This window comes from Tsuneonella sediminis (genome assembly GCF_051912845.1).
GTDB classification, from domain to species: domain Bacteria; phylum Pseudomonadota; class Alphaproteobacteria; order Sphingomonadales; family Sphingomonadaceae; genus Tsuneonella; species Tsuneonella sediminis.
In genome coordinates, this window is sequence record NZ_JBNCBU010000001.1 from 1,704,943 (window position 1) to 1,719,115 (window position 14,173).

The window sequence follows — 14,173 nt, forward strand, 5'->3', positions numbered from 1 at the left end:
GGGACAGGCAAGGGGCGACCACTTGGGTCGCCGCGTTAGGTAATGCTAAATTTTCCGTTAACGCAGCACGACTCGCCGGGTCGGAACCTGTGCATACACGGAGAAGACAGCGCATGACCGTCCACCGCCTGCTCGCCCTCACAGCTGCTGCCGGAGCCATCGCCGCAGGGGCGCCCGTCGCGGCGGAGCCCAATACGCCGGGCGGGGTTGTGTTCGAAAGCGTGCCGGTGGTCCAGCCAGTCGACGCTCCTGCGCCCATCGCGCCGCCGGTCGCCGAGCAGGAGGAAGAGGTAATCATCTATGAGACCGCGCGCGAGACCGCCGGTCTTCCTCCCGCACCGGAAGCCACGCCCCCGGCCCATCCCCCGTATTACGGCCACGGCCATGCCCCGCACGCCGTCCCGGCGTATCATCCATCCTCACCGCCCGTGTTCGATCGGGACGCATGGCTGGCCGATTGCCGCGATCGCATCCGCGGCGTGAACCGCGATGATCGCGCCAGGGTGATCGGCGGCCTGCTGGGCGCTGCTGCCGGCGGCGTGATCGGAAACCGGGCCTGGGATTCGCAGCGCCTGGCCGGCACGCTGCTGGGCGCAAGCGTCGGTGGCATCGCCGGGCTTGCGATCGGCAGCGCGATCGCCGCGGCGGGCGACCGGAGGCGCGAGGACGAATGCGCCTGGCACCTCGATCGCTACCTGGCCGGTCCCTACACCGCGCCCGGCGCCGCCTGGGGCGGCTATCCCGCTTATGGCTACGGCCATGGGTACGGCTATGGCTATGGGTACGGCTATCCCGCGGTTACCTATGTTCCGGTTCTCGTCCAGGTCCCGCAACGCGCGGTGGTGCGCGAATACGTGACCGAGGAATGGGTCGACGAACCGGTCCCGACCAGGACGAGATCCCTGCCGCGCAGAAAGAGCGCCCCGCACGCTCCGCCCTCCGCGGGCAAGCGCACCAAGCTGATCAAGACCCGGTGACCGGTCGCCCGGCCTTAGTTGCGCCGCGCGACTAGCCGGGCATCAGGCGACGGAGCCTTCGCGGCCACCGAATCAGCGCCGTCGTCTTCGCTCGCGATGATCGCCGGCCGGCAGACGAGCGGCGCCGCGTCCTCTTCCGTAAGGTCCACGCCTTCCAGCTCGACGACGCAGCCGCTGCCCGGCGCGCCGATCAGCAGCCGGCTATTGTCCGCTCCGGCATTGATCTCGACCACCCCGTCGAACCCGGTCAGCGTCATTTCGCCCGACGGCATGGCGCGCACGCCGAGGCCGGCCGCGAGGGGGCGGCTCGCCCCGTCGACAATGCGCACCTGGCGCGGAACGAACCGGATGATATCGAGGGCCACCAGCCCGACCGCGCCCCGCGGAATGACCACGCGCTTCTTCACGTCGCGGGCGAGCGCGTCGAGCGGCAGGCGGTCTGCGTCGATATCGAAACTGATCGCCACCTGGGGCGGAATGTTCTCGACGAGAAGGATTCCGTTCTTGCCTGTCGTGCCGGCCGGCCTGTTCTCCCGCAGAATGGGGACCGACCCCACCTTGCCCGTGCGCACGATGGCATAAGTCCCACCGGTCTTGTTCCGCGCGAAGAAGGCCCCGGAGGATGCGATCAGGGTACCTCGGGCATTCGCGCGGGTTGCAACGGCGCTGCCGACACGTTCGACCTCGCCTTCGAAGCGAGCGAAATTGGTCCTCAACGCCAGCGACCCCGCCGTCCGGGACGATTGACCCAGCGACTTGTCGATGGCGTATCCAAGCGGACGGTCCTCGGTGTCGAACTGGCGGAGGCTGGCGTTGCCGGAAAACCCCGAACCCGTCCCCCGCGAGGCGGTCACGTTGGAATTGCGGCCGTTTCCGAGCTGGATCGATAGCCCGGCGAATGCGGTGTACCCCTTGCCGGTCCTGTCTCCGTACCGGTAGCCGAGCGAGCTGAACAGATCGATCGAGCTGCTGATCTTGGTACGGAAAGAGGCATTGACGACGTCGACCACCCGTTCGCCCGCGAAGGGCCTGAAGGTCTTCACCTGCTCCTGGCGGCTGGCAGACAGCTGCAAGCGATTGAAATTCCCCAGATCGAAGCTGACCTGCGCGACAAAGAGACGGGGCGGAGACGGATCGCCGAGCTTGGCAGCCACGTCGCGATAGCCCGAGGAGGGTAAAGTTGCGCCAAGACGGCCCGAAAGTCGTCCCCCGGCCGATTCGAGGCCGAAATTGAGCAGTTTGCCCGACCGGCCCGATTCGCTGTCACGACTGAACCGCGTCTCTGCCGTCAGGAGCACCCATCCCCCCAATGCGACGTCGCCGCGGACGCCTGCGTTGAAGAGGCCCGCGGTCCATTCGGCTGATCCTTCGAGGGTGAATTGGGAAGTCAGTCCCCGTCGGTAGAAGATTGAGCCCGCCAGCGGTCCGTAATCGCCGCTGGCGGTCCCGTATCTTCGTCGGACGAACCCGGCGTTGACCGCAAATTCACCAAGATTGGGCGCCAGCAAGTTGCGCGATACATAAAATCGCGTGCTCTGAACGATCTCTCGCCCGAGCGCGTCGCGGGTGATGACGGCAACTTCTCCGCTGCCCAGATGTGCAGGAATATTGCGCACGGTGAATTCGCCGGGCTCGATATCGCCCAGTTTGAAGCGCTGATCCCCATTTATGAGGTCGATCCCGGTCGGCACCGCGACCTGGCCGCTGAAAGTTGGGAGCGGAATCGTCACCAGGTCGGGCCGCAGGGAGTAATCGGAGCCCACCTGCAGGCCTCCCATCCGGACGGCGCGCTGGCTTTGCCCCCCCGCCGAAACGAAATCGCCCGCGATCGCGGTCACGCCCAGCTTCGGCGCCTGGAATCGCAGCACGGTGTCGAGACGCGTGAATGGCCGCGTGCCGGGCTGCGGGCGGCTGGCGAGCTGCATGGTCGAGGATACCGAAAGGTTGCCACGGACGATCGCCGCGTCGAACAGACCGGATGCGAACGCGCGGCCGCGGGCCACGGTCGCGTTGACATCGTAATCCAGCCTGAAGGCGGTGACCGTCCTGGTTTCGCCGCGCATCTCCGGACCGGAGTGAAGATCGAGGAAATTTCCCTTGTCGCTCCGGCGCAGGAGCTGGATCTCGAGCCGCTGGCGGAGCGTATCGAACGACCACTTCGCTACGGGAAGCGACTTGATCTCGATAGGTCCTTGCGCCGAATCGTCGACCGGCAAGCCGGCGACCCGCGCCGAATCAGCGTCGATGGTCAGCACGGTGCCGCGCCATGCCAGCGCGACGAGGCGCTTCTTGAGTTCTCCGTCGACCGAAATTTCCGACATGAGCGGGCCGTCATCGACCGGCAGGTTCTGCGTGGTCAGGCCCTTGGGCAGGGCGAACGGGTCCGATTGCGCCGCAGCGGGGGTTCCGCCGAGGGCGACCGCTACGGCCGCAAGAAGCGCAAGGATCCCGTTAGCAGGCCGGCGTAGCGCTGCCATCAACCGTCTGCCCATCGACCTGGGCGGTGATTGTCACCGGCCCGAGGCTGCAGGCGTTCTCGATCGGCCAGGCAATCCTGACACCCCCCTGGACATAGCGCAGCGAATTGCGCCCGACAGGTACGGAGCGTCCCGATGCGGTCTTCACTTCCAGGGCAAGAACTCTGGCGGTGGCACCGCCATGGTTGGCAAGCCCGAGTTGCCCATCGACCAGTTCCCATTCGAGCCGTGCAGGCTCGGCGGTATCGCGATCGAGGAAAACCGGAAGAGTGAACCGCAAGCGGGCCTCGGCGGCACCGGATTGCGCCGAAGCGGGATCGGGCAGCTGATCGACAGCCAGCCTGAACCGTTTCTCGCCCCGGGAAGGCTGTCCGCTGCGGAGCAAGCGGACCGTCTGGGTAGCCCCGGGCGATATCGAGATGATGGACGGAGAGATGGTAAGGGCGTTGCTCGGTGCGAACTGGTCCTCGCCGTCTGCCTGGCTCCAGGCGAACAGGCGGGACTGGACTGCAACCTCGCGGCCCGAAGTATTCGTCAAGCTTATGGTGGCGACCTGATTGTTCCCTCCAAATTCGAGACGGAGCGGAGCAATGTTCAGGCGAGCGCCTCCGAACGGCAGGGGCGCAGTCAGCGCTTCGGCACGGGCGGAAGCAGCATCGGATTCCTCAGCCTTCGCCAACGACTGGGGACCAAGGAGAAGGGAAGACCCGCCCGCCAGGACCAGTACGGCGGTACGCAGTAACGTGGCGGGTCGGGTCATCCTTCGTCTTCCTCGAAAATCAGAACGTGACGGTGACCGTCACGGTGTCGGTATAGGTGCCCGCACCGACCGACGCGGCCGAGGCCGGAATGCGGCCATAGGCGGTCAGCGAAACCAGGCCGCTTGCACCCGCGTTACCAGCCTGCGTGGCGCCGACACCCGCACCCCAGTCGGTGGTGCGCGCAGCGTCCTTGAAGATTCCGTAGTTCACGTAGACCGGGGTGGCCGCGCCGTTCGACATCCGGCGCTGGGTTCCCGAGGCGTTGAGGCCGCGGTCGAGCGCGACGTCGTAATTCGCACCGTTGGTGCAGACGAGCGAAACGGTCGAAGTGGTGTCGATGTCGACGCCGCCGATCGATGTCGGCGAGCCGAAGGCCATCGGCGTGGCCGAAACCGTGCACGAATTGAGCACGTTCACCGAAACGGGCATGTTGTTGGTGGCGGTACCGGCCAGAGCCGGCGCAGCCGTGGTCGCAGCCAGTGCGGCGAACCCGAGAGCAATCTTACGCATTTTGGTATCCCCCAAAAGTGGTCTGACCCAATGGTCGACTGCCTCAATGCTCGATTCGTCTTGAAATTTCCCTAACGGTGTAGAGGAAACTTCGAACTGCTTACGTATCGATACCTAGGGAAATATAGTTAACGTTAAGTTGTCGTCGCCGGGATTTTTAACCAACTTCATCGAGCGATCGGCTATTCAGAAGTTCAGCGTAACCGTCACAAGGTCGCTATATCCGCCGGCCTTGGCATTGGCCTTGGCCTGCAAACGCCCGTAGACGGGATAGACGGCTGTTCCGGTAGGACCTGAATTGCCCGCCAGGTTGCGGGTGTTCCCCCGGCCCCAAACCTTGCTGCGCGGCGGATCCTTGTAGATCTCATAGATCATGAAGGCGTCGGCGTCGGCATTGTACACCCGGCGATTGGTTCCGAGAGAGTGGAGTCCGAAATCCAGATCGATCGTGTAGTCGAGATCCGGCGAGCAAGAGATCGTGATGGTCGACGTGCTGTCGATGTTCGCGTTGGTCGGCACCGGCATGAGGAAGATGAGCGGGGCGGCCGACACGGTGCAGCCCGGAGTGACGTTCACCGAGACCGGCATGGTATAAGTCGCCTGGTTGGCGAGACTCGGCTGCGCGGAGAGCCCGAATGCCCCCGCGAACAGTATCGCTGCACTGGTACGAACCAGGCCCAAAAAACCGTTCCCCCGCTATGCCTGCAGGGTGGGCTACGGGAAATGCCTTAGGTTAAAGTTAAAGCGGCTGCCCCTTAGCGATGACCTCGTCGAAGGCGGGATTTCAGATATCTCCGCCTGTAAGCCTTTGACAAACAAGATCAAGTTGATCGAGTGTCCGGTATCGAATGGTTACTGCCCCCGAACGGGGATCCTCGTCGGTCTTAATCCGGACGGTCAGACCGAGGAATTCTTCGAGATGCCTCTGGACGGCGGCGATGTCGGCATCCTTCGCCGGATCGCGGGGTACCCGAGCCTGTCGCCGGCTCGTTTCGCGCGCGTTCGAGCGGCGGACAAGCGACTCGACTTCGCGCACCGAAAGGTTGTCACGGGCTGCACGGGCACCGAGCATGACGGCGTCAGGATGGCCGATCAGCGCGCGCGCGTGTCCCATCGACAGCTTCGCTTCCTCGACAAGCTCGAGCACCGGTTCGGGCAGCTGCAGCAGTCGCTGGAGGTTGGCGACATGACTGCGCGACTTGTCGACAAGGGTCGCGATCTCTGCCTGGCTCATCCCTTCCGAATCGGCAAGTCGCTGGTACGCCCTGCCCTCCTCGACCGGGTTGAGATCCTCGCGCTGGAGATTCTCGATCAGGGCGAGCGCCATGACCTCGCGCTCGTCGAGATCGCGGACGAGTGCGGGAATTTCGTGGAGCCGAGCCTTTTGCGCAGCCCGCCAACGCCTCTCGCCCGCCACCAGCTGGTACCGGCCACCGGCGAGCGGTCGCACGATAACGGGCTGGATAACGCCCCGCTGGGATATCGACGCGGCAAGCTCGTCCAGCGCGGCCTCATCGAAGCGGCGGCGCGGCTGTCCCGGCAGCGGTTCGATCGCCGAAACGGGAAGCGACGCGAGGCCTCCGGTCGAAGAACCCCCTGAACTTTCCTCATTTTCCTTGCGGGCAAGTGGCTCTTCCCGCCGTGTTTCGCCCATCAGGGCCCCCAGCCCCTTGCCCAGGCGCTTGCGCGTATCGTCCTTGGGCCGTTCGGGTATCGAGAACCGGATTGGATCGCTCGATTCGCTCATGCGGCCTTCCTTTCGGCGGGTAAACGCCCGATCAGCTCGCGCGCGAGGGCCATGTATGCGCGGCTGCCGGTGCAGTTGTGATCGTAGACCAGCGCGGGAAGGCCGTGGCTCGGCGCTTCGGAGAGGCGCACGTTGCGTGGAATGACCGATTCGAAAACCAGGGGACCAAGGCACGCGCGAACATCGTCGGCCACCTGGTCCGTCAATCGATTGCGCCGGTCGAACATCGTCAGCACCACTCCGATGATCCCCAGGTCGGGGTTGAAGCGCTGCTGGACTCGCTCGACGGTCAGGAGCAATTGTGACAACCCCTCAAGCGCGAAGAATTCGCACTGGAGCGGGACCAGCAACGTATCCGCGGCTCCCAGAGCGTTCAACGTCAGCAGGCCAAGGGATGGCGGGCAGTCGATAAAGGCAATCTCATGGCCTCGGTGGTCAGCAAGCGCGGCCGTAAGCCGAGCGGTCCGGTCTTCCACGTTGACCAGCTCTACCTCGGCACCCGACAGGTCGACCGTTGCGGGAACGATGTCGAGCCCAGGAATCGAGGTGGGAGCGATACAGTCACCAAGCAGGGCGCCGTCAACCAGAAGGTCGTAACTCGAGCGGCCTCGATCTTCGCTTGATATGCCCATTCCGGTCGAGGCATTGCCCTGCGGATCGAGATCGATAAGCAAGGTTTTCCAACCGGTTGCGGCCATCGCGGTGGCGATGTTAATAGCCGTGGTGGTCTTCCCCACCCCGCCCTTCTGGTTGGCCACTGCGATGGTGATCATCGTCCGGCTTTCTCCGTTATCTGCGCCGTCAGGATACCCGCATCAGCGGCACTGACGGATTGTTCCACGTGAAACATTGCATGCATCGAACGCGGAAGCTGTTCCACTTCCTGCGCCGCGGAACGGCCCTTGGGCAACAGCCAGACAGTGTCGGCTGTGGAAAAGCGCCGTGCGACCGCGACAGTCTTCGATAGCGGTGCGAACGCTCGCGCGCTGATCACCGCCGCCTTGTGATCCGTCACGGTTTCAACACGTCCGGCTAACACATCGCAGTTCTCGAGTTCGAGCGCATCAACACATCTAGCGAGCCAGTCCGTACGCAGCCGCCGGCTTTCCACGAGTTCCACGTGAAACGAGGGGCGCATGATCGCGATGACAAGGCCAGGAAAGCCGGCCCCGCTACCCAGATCCATCCACGTTCCACGTGGAACTGCCGGTGCCAGGTCAAGCAACTGGGCGCTATCCGCGATATGGCGACGCCAAAGGCAGTCGATCGATGCGGCTGAGACGAGGTTCTGTCGCTCGTTTTCTGTCTGCAGCATGGCGCTGAATTCTTCGAGCCGCGCCATCGCCTCCGGTTCGCACCGCTCGGCAACGTAGGCCCTGGATTCCTCTTCGGTCCGAAGGATCATGCCGGTTGCCGTTCGAGACGCCGCGCATGGACCAGAAGCGCAGCGAGTGCTGCGGGCGTGATGCCCGGAATCCGCCCGGCCGCAGCCAGGGTCGAAGGGCGCGAGGCGCGAAGCCGCTCGATCATCTCGTTCGAAAGCCCCGGTACAAGATGAAAGGGGAAGTCTTCCCCAAGCGGAAGTCCCTCTGCTGCGCGAACCTCGCGAAGCTCGGCTTCCTGACGCGCGATATAGGGTGCGTAGGCCGCATCCTCTGCCAGTTCGATCCCGAGTTCATCGTCCGCGAACCCAGTCGGTAGCCATGGGGCCAGGCATTCAGCCGCAATTCCTTGGGCCATCCACTCCGACAGGGGCTGCCTCGCCGTATCACGGCGAACATCGACCCCGGCATCGGCCAGCTCCTTCCCCGAAAGGCTGCCGGTAAGTCGCGCCTGCCAAACGGCATGGGTGATCGCCCGCTGCTCGAACCAGTCCCTACGTTCGGGCCCGATACAGCCTGACTTCGCCCCAACCGGGGTCAGACGGGTCGAGGCGTTGTTCGCCCGAAGACGGAGACGATACTCGGCGCGCGCAGTCAGCATCCGGTATGGTTCGGACACACCGTGCAGAGTCAGGTCGTCGACCATCACTCCAAGATATGAGTTGGTCCTGTCGAGCGCGAGCGCATCGCGGTCGCATACAGCAGCCGCAGCGGCGGCTCCAGCGACGAGACCCTGCGCAGCCGCCTCTTCGTACCCGGTCGTCCCGTTTATCTGGCCTGCGCAATACAGCCCCGGCATCGCCCGAACCTGCAGACCCCTGTCGAGTGCGCGAGGATCGACATGGTCGTATTCCACCGCGTAGCCGGCGACCACGATATCGGCTTGTTCGAGTCCCCGCATCGAACGAACCATGTCGAGTTGCACATCGGCGGGAAGCGAAGTGCTGATCCCGTTGGGATAGACCAGATGCGTGTCCAGTCCTTCCGGCTCGAGAAACACCTGGTGTCCGTCGCGATCGCCAAACCGGTGGATCTTGTCCTCGATTGACGGGCAGTATCGTGGTCCCTGGGCGCCGATCGCCCCGCTGAACAGCGGCGATCGGTGCAGCGCGGCACGGATGGAATCGTGCGTACGCGCGTTCGTGCGGGTAATGGCGCAAGAGAGCTGCGGGTTCACCCGGTGGGGCGTCAGCGGCGACATCGTCCACTGGTCGGCATCCGACTGCTGCTCCTCGAGCACGGCCCAGTTGATCCTGCGACCATCGAGCCTGGGCGGCGTGCCGGTCTTGAGCCGCGCCATCGGCAGGTCGGCAGCGCGAAGTTGCGCCGCGAGCTTGTGCGCGGCACTTTCGCCGATCCGCCCCCCCTCGAAACGGTCCTCTCCCCGAAACAGGCGTCCGCCAAGAAAGGTGCCGGTGCACAGGATAGCCGCGCCAGCGGCTAGCGAAGTCCCGTCAGCGAGATCAACTCCGGCCACCCTGCCACCCGCCATGCGCAGCGCGGCGGCTTCGCCCTCGATCACCTCCAGATCGCCTTGCCGAAGCAGGGCGGCCTGTATGGCCCTGCGGAACAGGGTCCTGTCTGCCTGGACACGCGGCCCCCACACCGCGCTGCCCTTGGACCGGTTGAGCATGCGATAGTGGATCGCCGCGGCGTCAGCAGCCCGCCCGATCAGACCATCAAGCGCATCGACCTCTCGGACCAGGTGTCCCTTGCCGAGGCCGCCGATGGCGGGATTGCAGCTCATCGCACCGATCGCTGTCCGATCGAAGGTCACCAGCGCAACTCGCGCGCCCATGCGCGCGCCGACAGCCGCCGCTTCCACTCCGGCGTGCCCGCCGCCGATCACGATGATGTCATAGGTGCGCATGTCCGCACGCCCCTAAGGCAGCCCGCGCATATCGTCAAAGCGCGCCGTGTTCCACGTGAAACACTACTTCCCGATGCAGAATCGCCCGAAGAGCGCATCGAGCATATCCTCGGTCGAGGCCCGTCCGGTGAGGCGATCGAATGCGACCCGCGCCAGTCGCAACTGCTCCGCAAGAATCAGGGGCCTGTGCTCCCCCCGAGCACGCGCGAGTTCGGCAACTGCCATCTCGATGAGCGCGCGCTGCCGCCGGTTCAACGCAACCTCGCCTGGCGCAGGCAAGAGCGTTCGCGCACGTTCGGCGAGAGAATGCCAGAGATCCGCTATTCCCGCCCCCGTTAGAGCCGACACTCTGCCGAACGCGCTGCGTTTTTGGGCACGTCCGAGATCGCACTTCGCATCGATCTCCAGCGCCCCTTCAGGCCCCCTGCCCTCCTTGCCCAGCCACAGGACGATGTCTGCACGCACCATCTCGGCCTGGGCCCGGGTGATGCCTATTGCCTCGATCTCGCCCGCGCTTCCCCCCCGCAGCCCCGCGGTATCGACGAGGACGAACGGGATGCCTTCGACGGCCACCGGACGCTCGATTACATCGCGGGTCGTACCCGCGACAGGCGTGACGATCGCCGCATCGGTATCAAGCAAAGCATTGAACAAGCTGGACTTTCCGGCATTCGGCGGACCTGCGAGAACGATTCGTATACCCTCGCGCAGCCGCTCCGCCGAAGGGCGGGCGAGCCAACCCGCGATCTCGTCTTCCAGCCCATGAACACGCTCGCCGAATTCGGCCGGCAGGCCACCGACGTCGTCCTCATCGCCGAAGTCCAGCACCGCTTCCACCGCGGCGGACAACGCGAGCACCCGCTCGCGCCACGTCTCGACCGCGCGCGACAGCGCACCGCCTGCCATCGCCAGGGCAGAGCGGCGCTGGCTCTCGGTCTCGGCTGCCAGGAGGTCGGCGAGGCCCTCGGCCTCCGCCAGGTCGATCCGGCCGTTCGCGAACGCTCGCCGGGTAAACTCTCCCCCGTCCGCCCGCCGCAGCCCCGGCGCCGAGGCGAGTTCCGTTTCGACCGCGGCGACAACAGCGCGCCCCCCGTGGAGATGCAACTCAGCCACGTCTTCACCGGTCGCCGTATTCGGCCCGGGCAGCCAGAGCACCAGCGCCCGGTCGAGTTCGTGGCCATCGGATGCGCGGAGGGTCGCCGCCACCGCGCGGCGGGGCGCCGGCAGCTTGCCGGCTAGCCGGACAATGGCATCGCCCGCCCCCGGCCCGCTGATGCGCACGACAGCGATCCCTGCGGGCGGCGCCCCGCTCGACAAGGCGAAAATCGTGTCCACGGTACGCAGCTGTCAGGCTATCCGACTAGCTGCCCTTGCCTGGCTTTCCACCCTCGGTGGAACGATTGGCCGATGCGGCGCCTTCGACGAAATTCTGGAACAGTTTCAACCCTATCTGCCCCATCGGCGCGACCTGCGTCGCGTATTCCTGCAGCTTCTCGATGCTGCCGACACCCTTCATCGCCTTGGTGACCGCGTCGACGTAGACGTCGTTCACCTTGCCCACATCAGGCAAACCCATGAAGGTGCGGGCCTCTTCGGGTGTACAGTCGATCTCGATGTGGACCTTCATGGCAGCCTCCTGCGTTGTGGCGGCGACACCTGTCACACGGGTTTGGCAAAGTCCATCGCGCGGCGCTAGGCTGCGCGCTCAACGGGGAGAAGACACTTGTCCGACATGCATCGCATTCCGACCCTCGAGAACGAAGGCTCGTTTCCGGTCTACCTCGCCCGGCCCGAGGGAGAGGCGTCGGCCGCGATCATCGTCATCCCCGAAATCTTCGGGGTGAATCGGGGTATCCGCGCAAAATGCGACGCCTGGGCGAAAAAAGGGTATATTGCGGCCGCGCCCGACATCTTCTGGCGTTTCGCCGAGGGCGAGGAACTCGATCCCGATGTGTCCGCCGAGTTCGACCGGGCGATCGCGAACATGGGAAAGTTCGACGCCGACGACTGCATCCGCGACATCGAGGCGCTGATCCACTGGCTGAAGCGCGATCAGGATTGCGGCAAGGTCGGCCTCGTGGGGTACTGCCTTGGCGGCCGGATGGCCTATCTCGCCGCGACACGCACCGATGTCGATGCGTCAGTGGGATATTACGGGGTCATGATCGACCAGATGCTGGGCGAGGCCCATGCGATCGCCAACCCGCTGATGCTCCACATTCCGACGGCCGACCATTTCGTGGGGCCCGAGGCGCAGGCCCGGATGCATGCCACGCTCGACAATCATCCCCGGGTCACCCTCCACGACTACGAGGGCCTGGACCACGGGTTCGCGACCGAAAGCGGCAATCGCCGGGACGAGGCGGGTGCCCAGCTTGCAGACAGCCGGACCGAAGCCTTCTTCGCCGAGCATCTCGCCTAGATGATCAACCGCGCCCAGTGGCGCTGGTCGGCGAACGTGGCCACACGGTTCGCGCTGCCCACGGCGTGCCTGGTGCTGTCGATCGCTTTTGCGCTCGCCGGGGGCTGGTGGGCCTGGCTGCTGATCGGCACCCTCCCCCTTCTCGCGATCGCGACATGGGACTTCTTCCAGGACGAGCACACGCTGCGGCGCAACTATCCGCTGGTCGCCCGCGTGCGCTGGGTCATGGAGGACCTGCGGCCATATGCCCGGGCTTACGTGATCGAGGGGGACCTCGAGGGCCGCCCGTTCAACCACGACGAGCGCGAACTCGTCTACGCGCGGGCCAAAGGAGAGCTCGATTCGCATCCGTTCGGGACCGAGCTCGACGTCTATTCGAACGAGTACGAATGGCTCGCGCATTCGATAGTGCCCAATGCCGGGGCGCCGCTCGAGTGGCGGGTGCCGGTGGGCAGTTCGCGATGCGCCCGGCCCTACGACGCCGCCCTCCTCAACATCTCGGCGATGAGCTTCGGCTCGCTGTCCGCGAACGCGGTCATGGCGCTCAACAAGGGCGCCGCGGCCGGCGGCTTCTATCACGACACGGGAGAGGGCGGCGTGTCGCGCTATCACCGCTCGGGGGGCGGCGACCTGGTTTGGGAAATCGGCAGCGGATATTTCGGATGCCGCGACGCGGACGGCCGGTTCGACACCGCACGGTTTGCCGACACGGCACAGATCGACCAGATCAAGATGGTCGAAATCAAGCTCAGCCAGGGTGCCAAGCCGGGCCACGGCGGCATGCTCCCCGGATCGAAGGTCAGTGCAGAGATCGCGGCCGCCCGCGGAGTACTCGAGGGCCACGACTGCGTATCGCCGCCTGCGCATTCGACATTCTCGACCCCCGTCGAGCTCCTCGAATGGGCGGCCAGGCTGCGCGACCTGGCGGGTGGCAAGCCGGTCGGGGTGAAGCTGTGCGTCGGCCAGCCGCACGAAGTGTTCGCGCTGGTCAAGGCGATGCGCGAAACCGGCATTCGGCTCGACTACATCGTCGTCGACGGGGCCGAGGGCGGGACCGGCGCTGCTCCGGTCGAACTGTCGAACCGGGTCGGCATGCCGCTGCGCGAAGGCCTGATACTCGTCCGAAACGCGCTCGTCGGCGCATCGCTTAAGGCCGACGTGAAGCTCGCCGCGGCAGGCAAGGTCCATTCGGGCGCTGGCATGGCGATCAATTTCGGGCTGGGTGCCGACTGGTGCAACGCGGCGCGCGCCTTCATGTTTGCGCTCGGCTGCGTCCAGTCGATGCGCTGTCATGAGGATACCTGTCCCACCGGCGTGGCGACTCAGGACGCGACCCGGCAGCGCGGCCTCGTGGTATCCGACAAGGCCGAACGGGTCGCCCGCTTCCAGCGCCAGACGCTGCACGGTCTGCGCGAGATGGTCGTCGCGATGGGGCTGGAAAACCCGTGGCAGATCACCCCCTGTCACATCAGCGAGCGGCTCGACGGCGCGCGGTCCGCTCCGATCGACGAGATCTACGCCTTCCTCGAAGACGGCGCGCTTCTCGACGATCCCGGCGCGACGCAGTATGCCCGGTTCTGGGCGGCCGCGCAGGCCGGCAGCTTTGCGAGGGCCCCATGAGCGCCGACAAGGGACTGCAGAACTGGCACCGGGTGCTCGATGGCGGCAACCGGCCCGAAGACCTTGAGGCGATCATCCGCGAGGACGCGGTATTCCACTCCCCCGTCGTGCACACGCCGCAATCGGGCCGCGCGCTGGTCGTTGCCTACCTTGCCGCGGCGGGGGTCGTCCTCAACACCGACAAGTTCCGGTACGTGCGCGAGTTCAGCAACGGCAACGACGCCCTGCTCGAATTCGTCACCGAGCTCGACGGGATCCACATCAACGGCGTCGACATCATTACCTTCGATGCCGACGGCATGATCGCCGACTTCAAGGTCATGGTCCGCCCGCTCAAGGCGATCAACAAGGTCTGGGAGATGATGGGCGCCCAGCTCGAGCGGTCGAAGGCGGCGGCGGGCGAATAG

The 14,173-nt window shown here is 65.4% G+C and carries 14 protein-coding genes; 4 read left to right on the top strand and 10 right to left on the bottom strand.

Going from position 1 to position 14,173, the window contains the following annotated elements; translation table 11 throughout:
• Window positions 1–113: 113 nt before the first annotated feature.
• Window positions 114–977 (top strand): hypothetical protein, encoded by an 864-nt coding sequence (locus tag ACPV3N_RS08600; RefSeq protein WP_440116645.1) that lies wholly within the window; start codon window positions 114–116, stop codon window positions 975–977.
• A gap of 14 nt (window positions 978–991) precedes the next feature.
• Here the strand turns inward: ACPV3N_RS08600 and ACPV3N_RS08605 are convergent, their stop codons facing one another.
• The 10 genes from ACPV3N_RS08605 to ACPV3N_RS08650 all read right to left on the bottom strand — a co-directional run bounded on the left by ACPV3N_RS08605 (window position 992) and on the right by ACPV3N_RS08650 (window position 11,351).
• On the bottom strand, window positions 992–3,454 hold the full coding sequence (locus tag ACPV3N_RS08605) for a fimbria/pilus outer membrane usher protein (RefSeq protein ID WP_440116647.1): 2,463 nt from the start codon (window positions 3,452–3,454) through the stop codon (window positions 992–994).
• Complete coding sequence (locus ACPV3N_RS08610) at window positions 3,429–4,214, bottom strand: fimbrial biogenesis chaperone (protein WP_440116649.1); 786 nt, start codon at window positions 4,212–4,214, stop codon at window positions 3,429–3,431. The genes ACPV3N_RS08605 and ACPV3N_RS08610 overlap by 26 nt, the downstream gene beginning before the upstream one ends.
• 19 nt (window positions 4,215–4,233) lie before the next feature.
• Window positions 4,234–4,725, bottom strand: coding sequence for a Csu type fimbrial protein (locus ACPV3N_RS08615; RefSeq protein WP_440116651.1), 492 nt, complete (start codon window positions 4,723–4,725; stop codon window positions 4,234–4,236).
• A gap of 186 nt (window positions 4,726–4,911) precedes the next feature.
• Complete coding sequence (locus ACPV3N_RS08620) at window positions 4,912–5,406, bottom strand: Csu type fimbrial protein (RefSeq protein WP_440116653.1); 495 nt, start codon at window positions 5,404–5,406, stop codon at window positions 4,912–4,914.
• Between the two features lie 103 nt (window positions 5,407–5,509).
• Window positions 5,510–6,472 carry a ParB/RepB/Spo0J family partition protein gene (locus ACPV3N_RS08625; protein ID WP_440116655.1) on the bottom strand — a complete coding sequence of 321 codons (963 nt, stop codon included), beginning with the start codon at window positions 6,470–6,472 and terminating at the stop codon, window positions 5,510–5,512.
• The gene (locus ACPV3N_RS08630; RefSeq protein ID WP_440116657.1) at window positions 6,469–7,245 is read right to left on the bottom strand and encodes a ParA family protein; all 777 of its coding nucleotides are present in this window, start codon (window positions 7,243–7,245) and stop codon (window positions 6,469–6,471) included. The genes ACPV3N_RS08625 and ACPV3N_RS08630 overlap by 4 nt, the downstream gene beginning before the upstream one ends.
• Window positions 7,242–7,877, bottom strand: coding sequence for a 16S rRNA (guanine(527)-N(7))-methyltransferase RsmG (rsmG, locus tag ACPV3N_RS08635; RefSeq protein ID WP_440116659.1), 636 nt, complete (start codon window positions 7,875–7,877; stop codon window positions 7,242–7,244). The genes ACPV3N_RS08630 and rsmG overlap by 4 nt, the downstream gene beginning before the upstream one ends.
• Window positions 7,874–9,724, bottom strand: a complete 1,851-nt coding sequence (gene mnmG, locus ACPV3N_RS08640) for a tRNA uridine-5-carboxymethylaminomethyl(34) synthesis enzyme MnmG (RefSeq protein WP_440116661.1) — start codon at window positions 9,722–9,724, stop codon at window positions 7,874–7,876. Before mnmG ends, rsmG begins: the two co-directional genes overlap by 4 nt.
• A 63-nt stretch (window positions 9,725–9,787) precedes the next feature.
• On the bottom strand, window positions 9,788–11,059 hold the full coding sequence (mnmE, locus tag ACPV3N_RS08645; protein ID WP_440116663.1) for a tRNA uridine-5-carboxymethylaminomethyl(34) synthesis GTPase MnmE: 1,272 nt from the start codon (window positions 11,057–11,059) through the stop codon (window positions 9,788–9,790).
• Between the two features lie 25 nt (window positions 11,060–11,084).
• Window positions 11,085–11,351, bottom strand: a complete 267-nt coding sequence (locus tag ACPV3N_RS08650; protein ID WP_440116665.1) for a DUF6489 family protein — start codon at window positions 11,349–11,351, stop codon at window positions 11,085–11,087.
• 105 nt (window positions 11,352–11,456) lie between these two features.
• On the opposite strand from ACPV3N_RS08650, the gene ACPV3N_RS08655 reads away from it, so the two are divergent.
• From ACPV3N_RS08655 to ACPV3N_RS08665, 3 genes are read left to right on the top strand one after another with little or no spacing between them, the layout of a single operon-like run.
• Window positions 11,457–12,146 (top strand): dienelactone hydrolase family protein, encoded by a 690-nt coding sequence (locus tag ACPV3N_RS08655; RefSeq protein WP_440117500.1) that lies wholly within the window; start codon window positions 11,457–11,459, stop codon window positions 12,144–12,146.
• A complete protein-coding gene (locus ACPV3N_RS08660; protein ID WP_440116667.1) occupies window positions 12,147–13,766 on the top strand; it encodes an FMN-binding glutamate synthase family protein in 1,620 nt (539 codons plus the stop codon).
• Window positions 13,763–14,173 (top strand): nuclear transport factor 2 family protein, encoded by a 411-nt coding sequence (locus ACPV3N_RS08665; RefSeq protein ID WP_440116669.1) that lies wholly within the window; start codon window positions 13,763–13,765, stop codon window positions 14,171–14,173. Before ACPV3N_RS08660 ends, ACPV3N_RS08665 begins: the two co-directional genes overlap by 4 nt.

Coding starts and splice junctions, on each gene's coding strand:
- ACPV3N_RS08600 (WP_440116645.1), top strand. CDS start 114: ATGACCGTCCACCGCCTGCTCGCCCTCACAGCTGCTGCCGGAGCCATC.
- ACPV3N_RS08605 (WP_440116647.1), bottom strand. CDS start 3,454: ATGGCAGCGCTACGCCGGCCTGCTAACGGGATCCTTGCGCTTCTTGCG.
- ACPV3N_RS08610 (WP_440116649.1), bottom strand. CDS start 4,214: ATGACCCGACCCGCCACGTTACTGCGTACCGCCGTACTGGTCCTGGCG.
- ACPV3N_RS08615 (WP_440116651.1), bottom strand. CDS start 4,725: ATGCGTAAGATTGCTCTCGGGTTCGCCGCACTGGCTGCGACCACGGCT.
- ACPV3N_RS08625 (WP_440116655.1), bottom strand. CDS start 6,472: ATGAGCGAATCGAGCGATCCAATCCGGTTCTCGATACCCGAACGGCCC.
- ACPV3N_RS08630 (WP_440116657.1), bottom strand. CDS start 7,245: ATGATCACCATCGCAGTGGCCAACCAGAAGGGCGGGGTGGGGAAGACC.
- rsmG (WP_440116659.1), bottom strand. CDS start 7,877: ATGATCCTTCGGACCGAAGAGGAATCCAGGGCCTACGTTGCCGAGCGG.
- mnmG (WP_440116661.1), bottom strand. CDS start 9,724: ATGCGCACCTATGACATCATCGTGATCGGCGGCGGGCACGCCGGAGTG.
- ACPV3N_RS08650 (WP_440116665.1), bottom strand. CDS start 11,351: ATGAAGGTCCACATCGAGATCGACTGTACACCCGAAGAGGCCCGCACC.
- ACPV3N_RS08655 (WP_440117500.1), top strand. CDS start 11,457: ATGCATCGCATTCCGACCCTCGAGAACGAAGGCTCGTTTCCGGTCTAC.
- ACPV3N_RS08660 (WP_440116667.1), top strand. CDS start 12,147: ATGATCAACCGCGCCCAGTGGCGCTGGTCGGCGAACGTGGCCACACGG.
- ACPV3N_RS08665 (WP_440116669.1), top strand. CDS start 13,763: ATGAGCGCCGACAAGGGACTGCAGAACTGGCACCGGGTGCTCGATGGC.